The following is a 16,701-nucleotide window of genomic DNA, read 5'->3' on the forward strand; positions in this document are numbered from 1 at the left end:
GCCACGCGAATCGTGTAGGCTTCTACGATGAACCAGATCGCTTTCGTCCTGCTCGAGCGGCCGGTGAGCTGGGCCGAGGCCGCCTTCGGCTTTGCCGGGCTGACGCTCATCCTGCTGACGCTGGCGCTGGTCTCGTCCTGGCGCGGCTCGCATCGGCGCGAAATGGAAGCGGCGATGGCGGCCGAGCGTGCCCGCGAGATGGACGACAAGGTCGCCGAGATGAACCGGCTGCAGGCCGAGCTCACCGGCCGCATGCAGACCATGGCCGAGATCCTCTCGACCCGGCAGGGCGACCTCGCCCGCATCATGGCCGACCGGATGGACGGGTTGCGCCAGCAGGTCGGCGCCGGCCTTGAGCAGAATGTCCGCCAGACCAGTGAGAGTCTCGGCAAATTGCAGGAACGGCTCGCCGTCATCGACAGCGCCCAGAAGAACCTGACCGAGCTCACCGGCGAGGTGGTGACGCTGAAGGACGTGCTCTCCAACAAGCAGGCGCGCGGCGCCTATGGCCAGGGCCGGATGGAAGCGATCATCCGCGACGGGCTGCCAGCGGCGTTCTTTTCGTTCCAGCCGACACTCTCGAGCGGCAAGCGGCCGGACTGCCTCGTCACCTTGCCGGGCGACGGGCGCGGCCTCGTCATCGACGCCAAGTTCCCGCTGGAGAGCTTCACCATGCTGCGCGAGGCGCGCGGCGACGAGGCGAAAAAGCAGGCCTCGGCGCGAGTGCGCGGCGATGTCGGCCAGCACGTCAAGGACATCGCCGAGCGCTATTTCCTGCCGGGCGAGACGCAGGACATGGCGCTGCTCTTCGTGCCGTCGGAATCGATCTATGCCGATTTGCACGAGCATTTCGACGACGTGATCCAGAAGGCGCACCGAGCGCGGGTGATGATCGTCTCGCCCTCGCTGCTGGCGCTGGCGATCCAGCTGATGCAGTCGCTGGTGCGCGATGCCCGCATGCGCGAGGAGGCGCAGGTGATCCAGTCGGAGGTCGGCAAGCTGCTCGACGACGTCCGCCGGCTCGGCGACCGCGTCGACAAGCTCGACAACCATTTCCGCCAGGCACAGGACGACGTCAGCCAGATCAAGACCTCGGCCGGCAAGGTCACCGGCCGGGCCGAGAGGATCGGCGCGCTCGAATTCGACGACGCCCGCCCGGCCGAGCCGGCGCTGCCTTTCGCCAAGGGGCTGAAGGCGGCGGAGTAGGCGGTTGAGGGCGTTAGGTGCCGGAAGCGCGACCCAACCTTCTCCCGGATGGGAGAAGGTGGCGCGAAGCGCCGGATGAGGGCCTGCCCTTTCCTCAGAAGGCGCGACGGCATCGCTGCCTCCTCATTCTGATAGGGCAGGCCCTCATCCCTGCCCTTCTCCCACACGGGAGAAGGGTTCCCCGCGCCTTGCTTGAACTCGCGCGAATTTCCCGCCCGCAAGCTGATCCTGCGGGCGCTTCGTCTGATGAGGGGCAGCGGAGCGCCGCGAGGCGTTGGTGGTAGTGGTCCGCTTCCATTGAGCCAGGAAGCGGCGCGGATGGATTGAGCCACCATCCGCACGCCCCGTGGCGCTCCGCCAATCGGCGATTTTAAGGACCCCGGGCCGCGCTTCTGCGAAGCCGGTGGCGGGCTCGCCGCGAGGCTCCCGGATGCCAGTTCCCCTCAGCGGGTTGTCGCATCCTCGAGCCGTCGCGGCGGCTGACGCCGCCGCTTCATCTAGCGAGCTCCTCGCGCAGGGATCGTAATGTCCCCAGGTCGGTTCCCGAAGCCTCCCGGGAGCGAGGCGCAACCCTCGCCCGCAGGCGCCGCCCCCATCCCGCCAAACGACATGCCTCCGGTTGGCCGCCCCTCGGGGATGAGGTGGGTCGAGAATATGGGAGGTTTTGGGGGCGGGGATTGTTCTTTCGTTTATCCCCATGGCTGTCGCTGTAGAGGTCAGCGCCCGGGAAGATGTTGCCGTCGACAGCCGCCCAAAGCGGGCGTTAGCTGCGCTGCGCGGCGCAACCGAGATTCCGTTGCGGACAACTTGGGCTTGTGCGATTTGCTGCAGCAGTAACTGCGGAGAGAGGCTTTGAGTGGTAGCCGGAAAACTCTGATCGCGCTTTGTGCTGGAAGCCTTGTTGGCGTCTTGGCGACCATCGCGGCCGTCGACGGCAAGCAAGGCTCACTGGATCAGATCTTTCGTACTGCTTGGCACGACAGTTGGAATACCGATCTCACAGGGGAAGTCGCTTCCCTACTAAGAGTCGGAAAACAATTCGAAAATGTCGTCCAGTTCATCGAAGATAATGGTTTTTCCTGCCAACGTTCGATGCTCGATGGCAAGCACGATTCCTGGTTCTGCGAGCGCGGGACGTGGAACTGGGGCTACCTAGCATATGAACGTTGGACAATCGAATTCCAGTGCGACGCAACCTTGCCTAAATGTACCATAGATAAGCACAAGGCAGCGGTCGAAAGCCTCTCCTGGCATTCATTCATTTAGCGTCAGCTCCCCCTTGGCGGATCTACTCCGGGCCAGACGATCAGCCCAGACTGCTCCGGGCCTCGCGCTCACGCCTTCACCAGCGCCGCCGACAGCTCCGGCTTCACGTTCAGGGTCTGGAAGACGACGCAATAGCGCTCGGTCAGCTTGAGCAGCGTATCGAGCTTCTCCTGCGGCGCGTCGGTCTCGACGTCGAAGGAGAGGCGGATCGCCTTGAAGCCGACCGCAGCGTCCTTGGCGACGCCGAGCGTGCCACGGAAATCGAGATCGCCCTCGGCCCGGACCGTGCCCTTCTTCAGCTCGATCTCGAGCGCGGTCGCGACCGCCTTCAGCGTCACGCCGGCGCAGGCGACGAGCGCCTCGAGCAGCATGTCGCCGGAGCAGAGCTCGGCGCCGGAGCCGCCGGTCGCGGGATGCAGGCCGGCAAGCGCGATCGCCCGGCCGGTCTCGACCTTGCAGGCGATGTGCTGGTCGTCGAGCTCGCCCCTGGCCTTCAGCGTGATCACCGCCGCGTCCGGCGCCTCGCGGTACTTGTCCTTAAGCGGTGCCTGGAGGGAGCGCAGCGCGGTGACGTCCATGATCGTGATCCCTGTGAAGCGGTCGGGGGCCTTGTAGCCGCTTCAGGCCGCCGCCTCTACGTCCGGCACGGCATGGCGGCTTTCCTTTTCGAGCGCCCGGCGCAATTCGCGGCGCAGCGCGACGAAGCCGACGGAGCGCTCGTCGCGCGGACGGCTCAGCAGATTGTCGAGACTGAAGGCGATTGGCCCCGCTCCTTGCGGCAGGACGAGGATGCGGTCGGCCAGACGCACGGCCTCGTCGACGGAGCCGGTCGCAATGACGACGGCCGGGCGCCCCTGCGTAGAAAGCTCGGGCAGGAAGGCGGCCAGCCGCTCACGCGCCTCGGCGTCGAGCGCCGCGAAGGGCTCGTCGATCAGGAGCAACCGTGGCCTGACCAGCAAGAGGCGGGCGATGGCGAGCCGCAGCAATTCCTCAGGGGATAGCGTCCCTGGTCGCTGCGCCGCCTGCGTGGCGAGGCCGACGCGAACCAGAACATTGGCGATCAGGCCCTCGCGCTCGAACGGCGTCGCCTTCGGCAAAGCGAAGGCCAGGTTCTCGGTGAGGTTGAGCCAGGGGAAGAAGCGCGGCCGGGCGCAGAATAGCCCGATCTCGGGAGTTGGCACCGCCCCATCATCGGATGCGAGACCCGCAAATCCACGCAACGCCGCAGAGCGAACCTCGATGGAGGCGCCGAGCAGCGCCACAATCTGGCCCGCCGCCGGGCGTGGCAGAGCGTGTTCGGCAGAGCGGGAGAGGCTGTGAAGAACGGCCGACATCAATTGGCTCCTTCCAAGACAAGGCGGAGGGAGCGTCAACGGCATCAGGCCATCTCTTCGTTCCCGCGCTTTAGCTGCATTTGTTTCGCGCCCGCAAGCTGAGGCTCAAATCGGCGCGTATGTCCTTTCATACGGTCTGAGCGTCCGTTTTGTCAAACGATGGGCGAGAGGAGTTGGAGCGTCGTGCTTCGTTTTGACGGAACCGAACCGTCTTTCCGGGGCTTGGCATCAGCCAAGAGCCCGGAACCCATAACCTCCGACGTTGCCGAGAATAGCTTCACGCGATCCGCTTCGTCCTGATTGGGCAGTGGTTATGGGTTCCGGGCTCGACCCATCGGGTCGCCCCGGAATGACGGCGTGGTTCCGTCAAAACCTAGCGCGCCGCGCCGCCGCGCACGCAAGCCTCGATATTGTTGCCGTCAGGATCGAGCACGAAGGCGCCGTAATAATCGCCAGCGCCCTCGCGCGGGCCGGGCGCCCCGTTGTCCCGGCCGCCAGCCGAAAGCGCGGCCTCGTAGAAGGCATCCACCGCTGCCTTGTCCGGCGCGATGAAGGCGATATGGGCCTGGTTCAGCCCGGCACGCGAGCCTTCCACCCAATAGGACGGGCGGGTGGTGCCGATCCAGAGATAGGGGATAGGCTCCTCGGCGCTGCGCCCGAACAGGAAGGATTCCGGACTGTTGGAGGCGGTGGCGAGGCCGAGCGGCCAGGCGATCGCGTCGTAGAAGCGGCGTGCCCTGGCGAGGTCGGTGACGACGATTCCAGTGTGGTCGATCATGCGAGGTGAACCCGGCGCGGCCAGGCTTGTTCCGCGCCGCGGGGCTCACCACCACATGCCGGCGCTCTCCGCCGTCTTGTGCTGGCGCGGCTCGCTGTCGGTGAGCGAGCGGTCGAGCGTGCGCAATGCCTCGCGCTTGATCGCCTCGAAGGCCGGCGAGAGCCGGTCGCGCGGGCGGGTCAGCGGGTTGTCGAGCTCGTCGAAGATGCGGCCCGGCCGCGGCTGCATCACCACGATGCGGTCGGCCAGCGTAACCGCTTCCTCGACATCATGGGTGACCATCACCACGATCGGCCGGCTCTCCTCCCAGAGCGCAAGGAGATGGCCGTGCAGGCTGGCGCGGGTTGTCGCATCAAGCGCCGAGAAGGGCTCGTCCATGAGCAGGAGCTTCGGCCGGGTGACGAGCGCCCGGGCGATGGCGACACGCTGCTGCTGACCGCCGGAAAGCTCGCGTGGCCAGCGCGCCTCGTAGCCGGCAAGGCCGACGCGGGCGAGCGCCCCGGTGACGAGACGGTTGCGTTCCGCGGCAGGTAGGTGGCTGAGGCCGAAGCCGGCATTGTCGGCGACCGAGAGCCAGGGTAGCAGGCGCGGTTCCTGGAAGATCACGCCGACATCGGCCCGAGGCTCGGTGATGACGGCGTCGTCGAGCAGGATGCGGCCCTCGCTCGGGCGGTCGAGCCCGGCCACGAGCCGCAGCAGTGTGGTCTTGCCGCAGCCGGAGCCGCCGACCAAGGCCAGGATCTCACCGTCGGCGACGGAGATGTCGATGCCGGCAAGCGCGCGGGTGCCGTCGGCATAGGTCTTGGAGAGGTGATCGAAGGTGAGCATCGCGCCTCAGAGCCTGTCCCTGACGGTGTCCTGCCAGGCGAGGAAGGGGCGGGTGATGGCGAGCAGCAATCCGTCGGCGAGCTTGCCAAGCACGGCGAAGGCGATGATCGCGGCGATGATCGTGTCGGGCCGGCCGAGCTGCTGGCCATCGACGAGGAGATAGCCGAGGCCCTCGCTGGCGCCCATGATTTCGGCGGCGACGACGAACATGAAGCCGAGGCCGAGGCCGCCGCGCAATGCCGTGAACCAGTCGGGCAGGATCGCCGGCAGCAAAACGCGCCGGACCATGGCGAGCCGTCCGAGGCGGAAGACGCGGCCGACCTCGACGATCTTGCGGTCGATCGAGAGGATCGCGGCGGCAACACCGAGATAGACCGGAAAGAAGACGCCGACGGCGATCAAGGCCACCTTCGAAGCCTCGAAGATGCCGAACCAGAGGATGAAGAGCGGCACCCAGGCGATCGAGGGGATGGCGCGCAAGGCCTGCAAGGTCGGGTCGAGCAGGCCGCGCGCTAGCGGCAGGGCGCCGGTCAGGGCGCCGAGCGCGGTGCCGACGGCAGCGCCGATGCCGAAGCCGGCGGCGACGCGCCAGAGCGTCGCCGCGGCATGGGTCCAGAGCTCGCCGCTGGCGGTGAGCTGCCAGAGCGTTCTGCCGACCACGCTGGGCGGCGGCATCAGCCGGCCATTGGCGAGACCGGCCCGGACCAGGATTTCCCAGATGATCGCCAGGACGACCGGCAGCAGGAAACCGGCAAGCCGCAGGCCGACACGGGAAGCCGGCCGCGCAGGCGGCGCGGCCGGCTTCCCGTCGATGGCTTCTGCGATCTCGATCGAACTCATTGCGACGGGATCATGCCCGCTTCAGTTGGTCGCGGCAAAGCGCTTGTCGATCAGCGCGTCGACGCTCGCCCTGACGTCGGCGCTGGCGGGCAGGACACCGGCCTGCTGCAAGGCCAGGCCGGCGGCAAGGATCGTCTGCGTCTGATCCGGACCGATCGTGCTGTGGGTCAGCTCGGTCCGGGTCAGCTGGCGTTCGATCACCGCGTCGGAAAGCTTGGTCGCCTCGACCAGCGCCTTTCTCACTTCGGCCGGGTTGGCGAGTGCGATGGCGCGCGCCTCCTCATAGGCCTTGAGCACCTTGCGGACGAGCTCCGGGTTCTTCTCGGCGAACTCCTCGCGGACATTGAGGACGCCCCAGGTGTTGTCGGCGGCCTTGCGGTGGAAGAGCTTGGCGCCGGCCTCGACCTCGGCGGCGGCCATCATCGGGTCGAGCCCGGCCCAGGCCTCGACATCGCCGCGTTCGAGCGCGAGCCGACCGTCGGCGTGCTGCAGCAGCACGAGCTTGACGTCCTTCTCGGTCAGGCCGGCTTCGGCGAGCGAGCGGACCAGGAAGATGTGCGGATCAGTGCCGCGGGTGACAGCGACGCGCTTGCCCTTGAGATCGGCGACCTTGGTGACCTCGCTCTTGGCGCCGGTGACCAGCGCCGTCCATTCGGGACGCGAATAGACATAGATCGACTTGATCGGGTTGCCGTTGATCTTGCCGATCAGCGCGGCGGCGCCGGCGGTCGAGCCGAAATCGAGCGAGCCGGCATTGAGGAATTCGAGCGCCTTGTTCGAGCCGGCCGAGAGCACCCAGCGCACCTTGATGCCGTCGGCTTCAAGCGCCTTTTCGAGGATGCCGCGCTCCTTCAGCACCAGGCTGACGGGGTTGTAGGTGGCGTAGTCGACGCGGATCTCCTTGGGCGCCTGCGCCATGGCGCTGCCGCAGGCGAGCGAGGCTGCGGCAAGGCCGACGAGCACGGCGCGGCGGGTCAAAGCTGAGATGATCGGCATAGCGTTCCCCTTCGAAGACTTTGCGCGAAGGGGTGGAGGCTGTTGCCTCCGGCGCCCCCGCTTTAGCTGCACTTGTTTCGCGCCCGCAAGCTGCTGGCTCAAATCGGCGCGTGTCCTATTTTTAGGTTCACACGTTCTGTTTGTCAAACAAGACGATTACCTACGTAAGATCATTATTTTTACAGAACTAGATGTTTAATTGACGTTTTCGTCCCCCCGGCCATTCATGCTAGGGATCGTTCATCGCCGCTTCCGCCGAAAGCGCCAAAGAGCCCTGTTCAGTGCCGCCCTCCCCCGACAAGCCAGCGCCCCGCCTCGCCGAGTTCATCGACAACCCCATCGCCGCGGTCAGCAGGCTGGCGCGGCCGTTCGACAAAGGGGATCGCGACAGCCTGCGAAGCACGCTGATCAGTGCCCTGCGCGACAATCTCGAAGAAGGACGCCAGTCGGCACGGGAAATCCTGGCCCGCACCCGCAACGGCCTGTCCTGCGCCAAGCGGCTGTCCAGCGTGATGGACAGCGTCGTCGCCAGCCTGCATGCGGGGGCGACGCGGCATTTCTATCCGGTCGAGAACCCCTCCGCCGGCGAGCGCATCGCCGTCGTCGCCGTCGGTGGTTATGGCCGCGGCACGCTGGCGCCGGGCTCGGATGTCGACCTGCTCTTCCTCTTCCCCGACAAGCAGACGGCCTGGGGCGAGAGCGTGGTCGAGGCGATGCTCTATCCGCTCTGGGACCTGAAGCTGAAGGTTGGCCATTCCGTGCGCTCGGTCGACGACTGCATCCGCGAGGGCCGGGCCGACATGACGATCCGCACCGCGCTCTTGGAAGCGCGGCTGATCTGCGGCGATGCGGCGCTGTTCGCCGATCTCGTCCGACGTTATGGCGCAGAAATCGCGGAGGGCACGGCCGGTGCCTTCACCGAGGCCAAGCTCGCCGAGCGCGAGACCCGCGTCGCCCGTGCCGGCTCGTCGCGCTATCTGGTCGAGCCCAATGTCAAGGACGGCAAGGGCGGCCTGCGCGACCTCAACACACTGTTCTGGATCGCCAAATACTCCTACCGCGTCGACGATTCCGCTGAGCTGGTCGAGGCCGGACTGTTCGACGCGCGCGAATTCGCAATGTTCCAGCGTTCCGAGGAATTCCTCTGGCGGGTGCGCTGCTGGATGCACTTCATCACCGGGCGGGCCGAGGAGCGGCTTTCCTTCGACCTGCAGCGCCAGGTCGCGGCGGCGATCGGCTATGCCGGCCGCAGCGGCCAGGCCCCGGTCGAGCGCTTCATGAAGGCCTATTTCCTCGTCGCCAAGGATGTCGGCGACCTCACCGCCATCGTCTGCGCCGCACTCGAGGCACGCCAGCAGAAGCCGCGCGCCAGCCTGACAAGCCTGATCGGCACCTTCACCAAGCGCCGGCGCGTGCGCGCTCTCGGCCACCCCGACTTCACGCTGCAGGGCCAGCGCCTCGCCGTTATCGACGACGAGGCCTTCAAGCGCGACCCGGTCAATCTGCTCAGGCTCTACGAGATCGCCAGCCGCGACGACCTCGCCATCCACCCCGACACCAGCCGGCTGGTGACCCAATCACTCAGGCTGGTCACGCCGCAGTTGCGGCAGGACCGCGAGGCCAACCGCATCTTCCTGGAGATCCTGACGGCGCGCCGCTCGCCGGAAGCCGTGCTGCGGCGGATGAACGAGTCCGGCCTGCTCGGTCGCTTCATCCCGGATTTCGGCCGCATCGTCGCGATGATGCAGTTCAACATGTATCATCACTACACGGTCGACGAGCACCTGCTCCGCTCGATCGGCATCCTCGCCGAGATCGACGCCGGCGCGCTCGAAGCCGAGCACCCGCTTGCGAACTCGATCTTCGCGACGATCACCAACCGACGTGCGCTCTATGTCGCGTTGTTCCTGCACGACATCGCCAAGGGCCGGCCGGAGGATCACTCGCTCGCCGGCGCCCGCATCGCCCGCAAGCTCTGCCCGCGGCTCGGCCTCACCGATGCACAGACGGAAACAGTGGTCTGGCTGATCGAGAATCATCTGGTGATGTCGACCGTCGCCCAGAGCCGCGATCTCGGCGACCCCAAGACGATCGAGAGCTTCGCCGCGATCGTGCAGAGCCTGGAGCGGCTGAAGCTGCTGCTCGTCCTGACTGTCGCCGACATCAAGGCCGTCGGCCCCGGCGTCTGGAACGGCTGGAAGGGGCAATTGCTGCGCACGCTCTATTACGAGACCGAGATCGTGCTCGCCGGCGGCCATTCCGGCATCGAGCGCAAGGCCAGGGTCGAGCGCAAGCAGGAGGCGCTGGAGGCACGGCTCGCCGACTGGACGGCGGAGGAGCGGGACGCCTATCTCGCTCGGCACTACCCGGCCTACTGGCTCAAGGTCGAACCCGAGCGGCAGGAGCAGCACGCCCGCTTCCTGCGCGAGGCCGAGATCGCCGGCCGTACCACCGCGACGAGGGTCGAGACCGACCAGTTCCGCGGCGTGACCGAGCTCACCGTGCTGGCGCCCGACCATCCGCGTCTGCTCGCCATCGTCACCGGTGCCTGCGCGGCGGCCGGCGGCAACATCGTCGACGCGCAGATATTCACCACCACCGACGGGCTGGTGCTCGACACGATCTTCGTCTCGCGCGCCTTCGAGCGCGACGACGACGAACTGCGCCGGGCCGAGCGGATCGCGGCGGCGATCGAGCGCGCGCTCAAGGGCGAGATCAAGATCGCCGACCTCGTCGCCCAGCGCCGCGCGCCACCACCGCGCGGCGGGACCTTCCAGGTTGCGCCCGAGGTGATCATCGACAATGTCCTGTCGTCGCGGCACACCGTGCTGGAGGTCTCGGGCCTCGACCGGCCGGGCCTGCTCTACGATCTCACCACAGCGATCGGGAAGCTCAACCTCAACATCGCCTCGGCCCATATCGCGACCTTCGGCGAGAAGGCGGTCGACGTCTTCTACGTCACCGACCTCACGGGAGCGAAGATCATCTCGACGGCCCGGCAGCTGCTGATCCGCCAGGCGCTACTCGCCGTGTTCAGCCAGGAGCCCGACAAGCCGGCGCCTGGCAAGGTCAAGGCCATGGCCCGCGCTTGATTTCGCCCTGCCGAAGCCCGATATCGGCGACGAAGCCGGTGTGCCCCGAGGTTACGCCGCAATGATCCATGACGATCAACGATTGGGATGATGGAATGACGCAGAACCCTGCGAAAGACGATCCGAAGCCGGAAACCGAGAGCCAGGATACGGCAGAGACCGAGGCGGTCGAGACGCAGACACCCGACCCGCTCGCCACGGCCGAGGCCGAGCGCGACGACCTCAAGGACAAGCTGCTGCGCACCCTCGCCGAGATGGAGAACCTGCGCCGGCGCACCGAGCGCGAGATCGCCGACGCCAAGGCCTATGCGGTGACCAGCTTCGCCCGCGACCTGCTCGGCTCGGCCGACAATCTGCGCCGCGCACTCGAGAGCGTGCCGGAGACGGCCCAGGCTGCCACCGACAATGCCCTGAAAGCATTGATCGAAGGTGTCGAACTGACCGAGCGCGAGCTGCTGAAGACGCTCGAGCGTCATGGCGTGCGCAAGATCGATCCGCAGGGCGAGAAGTTCGACCCGAACCTGCACCAGGCCATGTTCGAGGCGCCCGATGCGGCTATCGCCAAGGGGCTCGTCTCGAAGGTCGTGCAGACGGGCTACAAGATCGGCGAGCGGGTGCTGCGCCCGGCGCTAGTCGGGGTTTCGGCCGGCGCGCCGAAGCCCGCCGCCAACGGCTCGGACAACCCCGCCGCAGATGCCGGCGACAAGCCTGCGAACTGACGGGTGCTCGAAGCCGCGGGCGTCGTCGTCTTCGCCCTGACCGGGGCGCTCGTCGCCGCCCGCAAGCGGATGGACCCGTTCGGCTTCATCCTGCTCGCCACCGTCACCGGCGTCGGTGGCGGCACCTTGCGGGACCTCCTGCTCGACCGGCGCGTCTTCTGGATCGAGGCGCCATCCGACGTGATGCTGTGCACGGCCGTCGCCCTGGCGGCCTGGACCATCGCCTATTGCAAGCCGGGAATGCTCGACGGCTGGGGCGCCAAGCGCCTGCTGATCTGGGCTGACGCGGCGGGGCTTGCGCTCTTTGCCGTGATCGGGGCGCAGAAGGGGCTCGCATCGGGCGTTCCGATCGCCTCGGCGATCGCCCTCGGCGCGATGACCGCGACCTTCGGCGGCATCATTCGCGATATCCTCGCCGGCGACCGGCCGATGGTGCTGTGGAGCCGCGATTTCTATGTCACCGCCGCGGCAGCCGGCGCCGCCACGACGGCCGTGCTCGCACAGATCGGCCTCGATGCCAGGCTCGTCATGCTGGGCGGTCTCGCCGCCGGCTTCGGCCTGCGCGCTGGCTCGATCCTGCTCGGCTGGTCGTTCCCGAGGCTGCCCGGCGACGACACGCCGCCTCCGTCAGGCTGACGGCTTCGTCACCCGCCGCAAGGTCAGATTGATCCGCCCCGCCTGCGGCAGCAGGCTCGACGATCCCGCGAGGATGCGGTCGATGCCGTGATAGGCGAGACGCGCCTCGCCGCCGAAGGCGAGCGCATCGCCGGAGGCCAGCTTCAGCGAGACCGTCTTGCCGCTGCGGCTGGTGCCGCCGATACGGAAGATCGCGGTGTCGCCGAGCGAGAGCGACAGTACCGGCGCGTCAAAATCCTGCTCGTCGCGGTCCTGATGCAGGCCCATCTTCGCGCTTGGCTCGTAGAAATTGACGAGGCACGCCTCGGGCGGATGCGGATAGCCTGCGAGGTCCTGCCAGGCACGCAGCAGCCGGGCCGGGATCGGCGGCCAGGCCGCTCCAGTCTCGGGATGCAGCGGCTGGTAGCGATAGCCGCGTTCGTCCGAGACCCAGCCGAGCGCGCCGCAATTGGTCATTTTGACGGAGAACGGTTTTCCCGTCTTCGGCATGCGCGGCGTGTAGAACGGTGCCTGCCGCGCCGCCTCGCGCAATTCGGCGACCAGCGCCGCCTGCTCGGCCGTGTCGAGATAACCCGGCCAGTGCGTCACGCCCGGCGCGACGGCGAGCACTGTCATCGAACGCGTCAGAACTTGTCGAGGCCGAGCACGTCGGCCATCGAATAGAGCCCGGGCTTGCGGCCGCGGCCCCAGAGCGCCGCCTTGACCGCGCCCTGCGCGAACAGGCTGCGATCCTCGGCGACATGGGCGAGCTCAAGCCGCTCGCCGGCGCCAGCGAAGATCACCTTGTGGTCGCCGACGACGGTGCCGCCGCGCAGCGCGGCAAAGCCGATCGTGCCGGGCAGGCGGGCGCCGACCTGGCCGTCGCGTACCGCGACGCGGGACTCGGCGAGATCGACGGCACGCCCCTGCGCCACGGCCTCGCCGAGTAGCACGGCGGTGCCCGAGGGCGCATCGACCTTCATGCGGTGATGCATCTCGACGATCTCGATGTCCCAGTCGGTGCCGAGCGTCGCTGCGACCTTGCGGACCAGAGCCGCCAGCAGGTTGACGCCGAGGCTCATATTGCCGGAGCGGATGACGGCGGCATGGCGCGCCGCCGCCTCGAGCTTCGCCAGATGCTGCGGCTCCATGCCGGTGGTGCCGGCGATATGGACGATCCGGGCCTGGGCGGCGAGGCCGGCGAAGGCCACGGTGGCGTCCGGAGTGGTGAAATCGAGCACGCCCTCGGCCTCGACGAAGGCGGCGAGCGCATCGTCGCCGACCAGTACGCCGCCGGCAGGCAGCCCGGCGAGCACGGCGGCGTCCTGGCCAAGTGCCGGAGAGCCCGGCCGCTCGATCGCAGCGGAGAGCACGCAGCCGGGTGTATCGTGGATTGCTTTGACCAGCGTGCGGCCCATCCGGCCGGCGGCGCCGACGACGACGAGACGCATGTCGCTCATGGTGAAACGCTCCAGTCAGTATCCAGACCGGCGCAGGCCGGGCAGCGCATGCCTATAAGCCGCTTCGCTTCACGCTGAAACGAAAAACGGCCGGGCAAAGCCCGGCCGTGCAGATTTCGGGTGTGATAGCTGGCCTATTCGACCGGCTGGATCCCCGCGACCTTCCACTCGCCGCCGCGCGAGCGCACGAAGGTCCAGTGCTCGGTGACCTCGCGCGGGATCGTGGCGTGGCCCTCGACGACCTTGCCGCCATTGCGCTCGACCATGGCGGTGAGCAGGCTGAAGCGCATCGCGACGGTCGCGTAGTCGTAGCCATCCTCGCGCCAGGATTCGGCGAGATCGCCCTGCAGCAGCTTGACCTCGGCAGCGCGCTCGATCAGGCCCTTGCGGGCGTTCTCGGCGAACTCCTCCTCCAGCGCACCGGAGATTTCCGGCGTCGCGATCTGACGCAAGCGCGTGATATTCTCATCGGAGATGGACGACTGCACCTCGGAGAGCAGGCGCTCGAAGGCGCCGTAGTCGGCTCCAACCAGCTCGAACTCGACCGGCTTGGCCACCGCTGCGGCGGCAGCGCCGCCGCCGAGACCACCGGCCATAGCCGGGGCAGCCTGCGGCTGATAGGCCTCGCGGCCGAGCGGGCCACCGGCGCTGGCGAGCTGCGGCTCGCTGCGGCGGCGGAACAGGCGCAGCGCCAGCCAGATCAGGCCACCGATCAGGGCTACCTGGAAGAGCAGGCCGAGCATGCCGGCAAGGCCACCGAAGCCGGCGCCCGAGAGCAGGCCGAACAGGCCGGCACCGAGCAGGCCGCCGGCGACGCCCATCATCAGGCTGCGCGCCATGGACGGGCGAGCCGCCTGCGCGGCGGCACCCGCTGCGCCTGCAGCCGGGGCGGCGGCCGTCGGGCCGGGCGCCTGCGTCGGGCTACGCTGGAACGAGGAGCCGGGCGCGGTCGGTGTCGGCGCGACCTGCGACTGGCTGCGCGAGCCGCGGTTGCCCATGCTACGACCGCCCGGAGCGGCCTCGGCGATGATCGGCACCAGCAGAAGCGCGCCGGTGATAAGGGCGATTGCACGGCCACGACGGGCGAGCGAAATCAGAGACATGGTTCCTCCCGGAGCCGGATTGGCTCTCTGAACCCGGAATATGGTCGGGTCGTACGACTTTCGCAAGGTGAGCCTGCGGGGATCAGCGCTGCTGAGCCGACTATCCCACCATTGGGGGTTCGGTGCTGCCATGCTATGGTTTCCGCCACGTTAGCCTTTAGGCGAACGACGGGAGCGAGCCATGATCCGATCGCCTCGGAGGCTACCCTACCCAAGCGCAGCGGCGCTGCCCTTCTGGGCGCTCTTTGCGACAGGCGCGCTACTGCTCCAAACCCCTGCCCTCGCGCAGGAGCGCGCGACGGCCCTCGACAAGCCGCGCTTGGCGCAGGCTCCGGAGCCCTATTGCTTCTGCTGGAACGACGGCAAGAAGATCGCCGAGGGCAGCATGGCCTGCATCCGCACCACCATGGGCCGCCGCCTCGCACACTGCGGCCGCGTCATCAACATGATGTCGTGGGAAGTGACCGAGAACCCCTGCCCGGAGAGCTGAGCAGAACCTCTCCGTCACTCCAGGGCAGGCCGCAGATCTGAGCCCGGGATCCATGACCGCGAGTTTGCCGGAAAAAGCGCAGTCGCGTCCGTGCCCACCATGCCGCCATCAGTGTTCATGGGTTCCGGGCTCACCGCTGCGCGGTGCCCCGGAATGACGCCGGGATCGTTGCCCGGCTGAACGCCAAAGGAAAAGCGCCGCCGGGCCTCTCCGGCGACGCTTCTCAAACGACTTAACGGTCTTTCGACTTGAGACTGACTTCTCCGTCAGAACGCTCCGATCACGATCGCCAGAACCAGCGCAAATGCCGCACCCATGGCCAACCGGTCGAGACTTAGCGCGAGGTTCATGGGAACCCTCCTTTGTCATTGACCTGACATGGAAGCTAGCAGAAACGGCAGCGGCCGCAAGTGGCAACGCCGCCGCAGCGAGCGCCGTACCAGAGAAGCATTCTTAATCAGTGGTTAAAGCATTGAACTGCTTTGTGGACAGTTCCGAACAAGACCTTTTCGCGGACGCTTTTTAGTATTCCAAAGAGCAGTATAAATCACCATTGCCACAATCGAGCCGGAGTTGTTGCAGCGCAATATTGTCCCAGGCGGGACCAGCGCCCAGATTTAGCCCAGTTGTCGTCATGCCGGCATCAGGATCAGGCGCTCGAGCGCACGTGCCACAGCGATGACTTTCGCATCGTCACCGAAGCGTCCGACGAGTTGAAAGGAGACCGGAAGGCCGCGCGGGCCACGCATCAGCGGCACAGTGAGGCAAGGCGTGCCGAGCAGGGTCCAGAGCCGGTTGAACTTGGAATCGCCGGTCGAAGCGAGAGTCTCCGGTGCCTCGCCCGGCGCCGCATAGGTGAGCACCAGATCAACCTCGCCGAACCAGCGCTCGGCCGCATGACGCCCGCGCCGGGAGGCGCCGCGCGCCGCGTCGTATTCCTGCGGCGTGGTGGCGCGGGCCTCGTCGAGATAGGCGCGCAGCTTCGGTGGCAGCTCCTCGGGATGATTGGCATATTCCCAGGCGAGCGCCTGCGTCGCCTCCCAGTTCTGCAGCGGGCCGTGGGCGTGGAAGGTCTCGGCAAGCTCGGCGGGCATCGCAATGTCGAGGACGGTTGCGCCGCCTTTGCGGGCGAAATCGGCGATGCGCTGCAACGCACCCTCGCAGGACGGCTCGGGCTTGTCGGTGAACTCCTGGCGGCAGAGGCCGAGCTTCAGTCCCTCCAGTTCCGCTTCGGGCGCATCGAGATCGGCGCGGCCTGTCAGCGCCGCCAAGGCAAAGCCGAGATCGTCGGCACTGGCCGCCATCAGGCCGAGCGTATCGAGCGACCAGGAGAAGGGCTTGACCCCGACCGTCGGCAAAAGTCCGTAGGACGGCTTGATCGCGGCGACGCCGCAATAGGCGGCCGGACGGATCACCGAGCCGCCGGTCTGGGTGCCGATAGCGAGCGGGACGAGGCTGGCAGCGACGGCGGCCGCCGAACCTGCCGAGGAGCCACCCGGGCTGGCAGAGGGATCATGCGGGTTCCGGGTCGGGGCTGGGTCGAGGAAGGCGAAGGCCGTGGTCTGGGTCTTGCCGGCGACGGTCGCGCCTGCCGCCTTCAGTGCCATCACGATCGGCGCATCGGCCTTGGGCTGATGGCCGTCATAGATCGACGAGCCCATGCCGGTCGGCAGGTCGGCGGTATCGATGATGTCCTTGACGCCGACGGCAATGCCGGCAAGCGGACCCTCACCAGCCGAGAGGCTCTCGGGGCGGGCCGCGAAGACGCGCAGGTCCGCGTCCCGCTCGTCGATTCGTCGCTCGCTGTCGGCAAGGGCGGCCTGGGCCGACAGCGCGCCATTGGCGACGCGGCGAGCGATATCGCGAACCGAAAGCATGAACTTGTCCCTGGAATCCGCAGCCAAACGGCCGATGCGGCCATGCTGGCACAAGCCCGGCGTCGGAAGGAAGCCAGGAACGGGACCTTGCAGACGG

General features: G+C 67.5%; 16 protein-coding genes. 6 read left to right on the plus strand and 10 right to left on the minus strand.

Annotated elements, in window-relative coordinates:
* The first annotated feature begins 27 nt into the window (after positions 1-27).
* Entirely contained in the window at positions 28-1,206 is a 1,179-nt protein-coding gene (locus ACSQ24_RS22060; RefSeq protein WP_436096754.1) for a DNA recombination protein RmuC, read from the plus strand.
* Positions 1,207-2,058: 852 nt separating this feature from the next.
* A complete protein-coding gene (locus ACSQ24_RS22065; protein WP_436096755.1) occupies positions 2,059-2,472 on the plus strand; it encodes a hypothetical protein in 414 nt (137 codons plus the stop codon).
* Between the two features lie 68 nt (positions 2,473-2,540).
* Here the strand turns inward: ACSQ24_RS22065 and ACSQ24_RS22070 are convergent, their stop codons facing one another.
* The 6 genes from ACSQ24_RS22070 to ACSQ24_RS22095 form a co-directional block, all read right to left on the minus strand.
* A complete protein-coding gene (locus ACSQ24_RS22070) occupies positions 2,541-3,050 on the minus strand; it encodes an OsmC family protein (protein ID WP_436096756.1) in 510 nt (169 codons plus the stop codon).
* Between the two features lie 42 nt (positions 3,051-3,092).
* Positions 3,093-3,806 (minus strand): ATP-binding cassette domain-containing protein, encoded by a 714-nt coding sequence (locus ACSQ24_RS22075; protein ID WP_436096757.1) that lies wholly within the window; start codon positions 3,804-3,806, stop codon positions 3,093-3,095.
* Between the two features lie 373 nt (positions 3,807-4,179).
* Positions 4,180-4,584 (minus strand): VOC family protein, encoded by a 405-nt coding sequence (locus ACSQ24_RS22080; protein WP_436096758.1) that lies wholly within the window; start codon positions 4,582-4,584, stop codon positions 4,180-4,182.
* A 45-nt stretch (positions 4,585-4,629) separates the two neighbouring features.
* Positions 4,630-5,412: an ABC transporter ATP-binding protein gene (locus ACSQ24_RS22085; protein WP_436096759.1), complete on the minus strand. Its 783-nt coding sequence runs from the start codon at positions 5,410-5,412 to the stop codon at positions 4,630-4,632.
* A 6-nt stretch (positions 5,413-5,418) separates the two neighbouring features.
* Positions 5,419-6,252: an ABC transporter permease gene (locus ACSQ24_RS22090; RefSeq protein ID WP_436096760.1), complete on the minus strand. Its 834-nt coding sequence runs from the start codon at positions 6,250-6,252 to the stop codon at positions 5,419-5,421.
* A gap of 21 nt (positions 6,253-6,273) precedes the next feature.
* Positions 6,274-7,239, minus strand: a complete 966-nt coding sequence (locus ACSQ24_RS22095; RefSeq protein WP_436097945.1) for an aliphatic sulfonate ABC transporter substrate-binding protein — start codon at positions 7,237-7,239, stop codon at positions 6,274-6,276.
* A gap of 335 nt (positions 7,240-7,574) precedes the next feature.
* Here ACSQ24_RS22095 and ACSQ24_RS22100 point away from each other — a divergent pair, with 335 nt between their 5' ends.
* The 3 genes from ACSQ24_RS22100 (at position 7,575) to ACSQ24_RS22110 (ending at position 11,695) form a co-directional block, all read left to right on the plus strand.
* Positions 7,575-10,340 (plus strand): [protein-PII] uridylyltransferase, encoded by a 2,766-nt coding sequence (locus ACSQ24_RS22100; RefSeq protein ID WP_436097946.1) that lies wholly within the window; start codon positions 7,575-7,577, stop codon positions 10,338-10,340.
* Between the two features lie 68 nt (positions 10,341-10,408).
* Positions 10,409-11,059, plus strand: coding sequence for a nucleotide exchange factor GrpE (grpE, locus tag ACSQ24_RS22105; RefSeq protein WP_436096761.1), 651 nt, complete (start codon positions 10,409-10,411; stop codon positions 11,057-11,059).
* A gap of 3 nt (positions 11,060-11,062) precedes the next feature.
* Positions 11,063-11,695, plus strand: coding sequence for a trimeric intracellular cation channel family protein (locus ACSQ24_RS22110; protein WP_436096762.1), 633 nt, complete (start codon positions 11,063-11,065; stop codon positions 11,693-11,695).
* Here ACSQ24_RS22110 and ACSQ24_RS22115 read toward each other — a convergent pair.
* The 3 genes from ACSQ24_RS22115 to ACSQ24_RS22125 form a co-directional block, all read right to left on the minus strand.
* Entirely contained in the window at positions 11,687-12,310 is a 624-nt protein-coding gene (locus ACSQ24_RS22115; RefSeq protein ID WP_436096763.1) for an alpha-ketoglutarate-dependent dioxygenase AlkB family protein, read from the minus strand. The two genes, ACSQ24_RS22110 and ACSQ24_RS22115, sit on opposite strands and share 9 nt — an antisense overlap.
* An 8-nt stretch (positions 12,311-12,318) precedes the next feature.
* Positions 12,319-13,125, minus strand: coding sequence for a 4-hydroxy-tetrahydrodipicolinate reductase (dapB, locus tag ACSQ24_RS22120; protein WP_436097947.1), 807 nt, complete (start codon positions 13,123-13,125; stop codon positions 12,319-12,321).
* Positions 13,126-13,268: 143 nt separating this feature from the next.
* Positions 13,269-14,237 carry a TIM44-like domain-containing protein gene (locus ACSQ24_RS22125; protein WP_436096764.1) on the minus strand — a complete coding sequence of 323 codons (969 nt, stop codon included), beginning with the start codon at positions 14,235-14,237 and terminating at the stop codon, positions 13,269-13,271.
* 181 nt (positions 14,238-14,418) lie between these two features.
* On the opposite strand from ACSQ24_RS22125, the gene ACSQ24_RS22130 reads away from it, so the two are divergent.
* Positions 14,419-14,727 (plus strand): hypothetical protein, encoded by a 309-nt coding sequence (locus tag ACSQ24_RS22130; protein WP_436096765.1) that lies wholly within the window; start codon positions 14,419-14,421, stop codon positions 14,725-14,727.
* Positions 14,728-15,359: 632 nt separating this feature from the next.
* Here ACSQ24_RS22130 and ACSQ24_RS22135 read toward each other — a convergent pair.
* Entirely contained in the window at positions 15,360-16,604 is a 1,245-nt protein-coding gene (locus tag ACSQ24_RS22135; protein ID WP_436096766.1) for an amidase, read from the minus strand.
* Positions 16,605-16,701 lie beyond the last annotated feature (97 nt).

This window comes from Allobosea sp. LjRoot237 (assembly GCF_964253285.1).
Classification (GTDB): domain Bacteria; phylum Pseudomonadota; class Alphaproteobacteria; order Rhizobiales; family Beijerinckiaceae; genus Allobosea.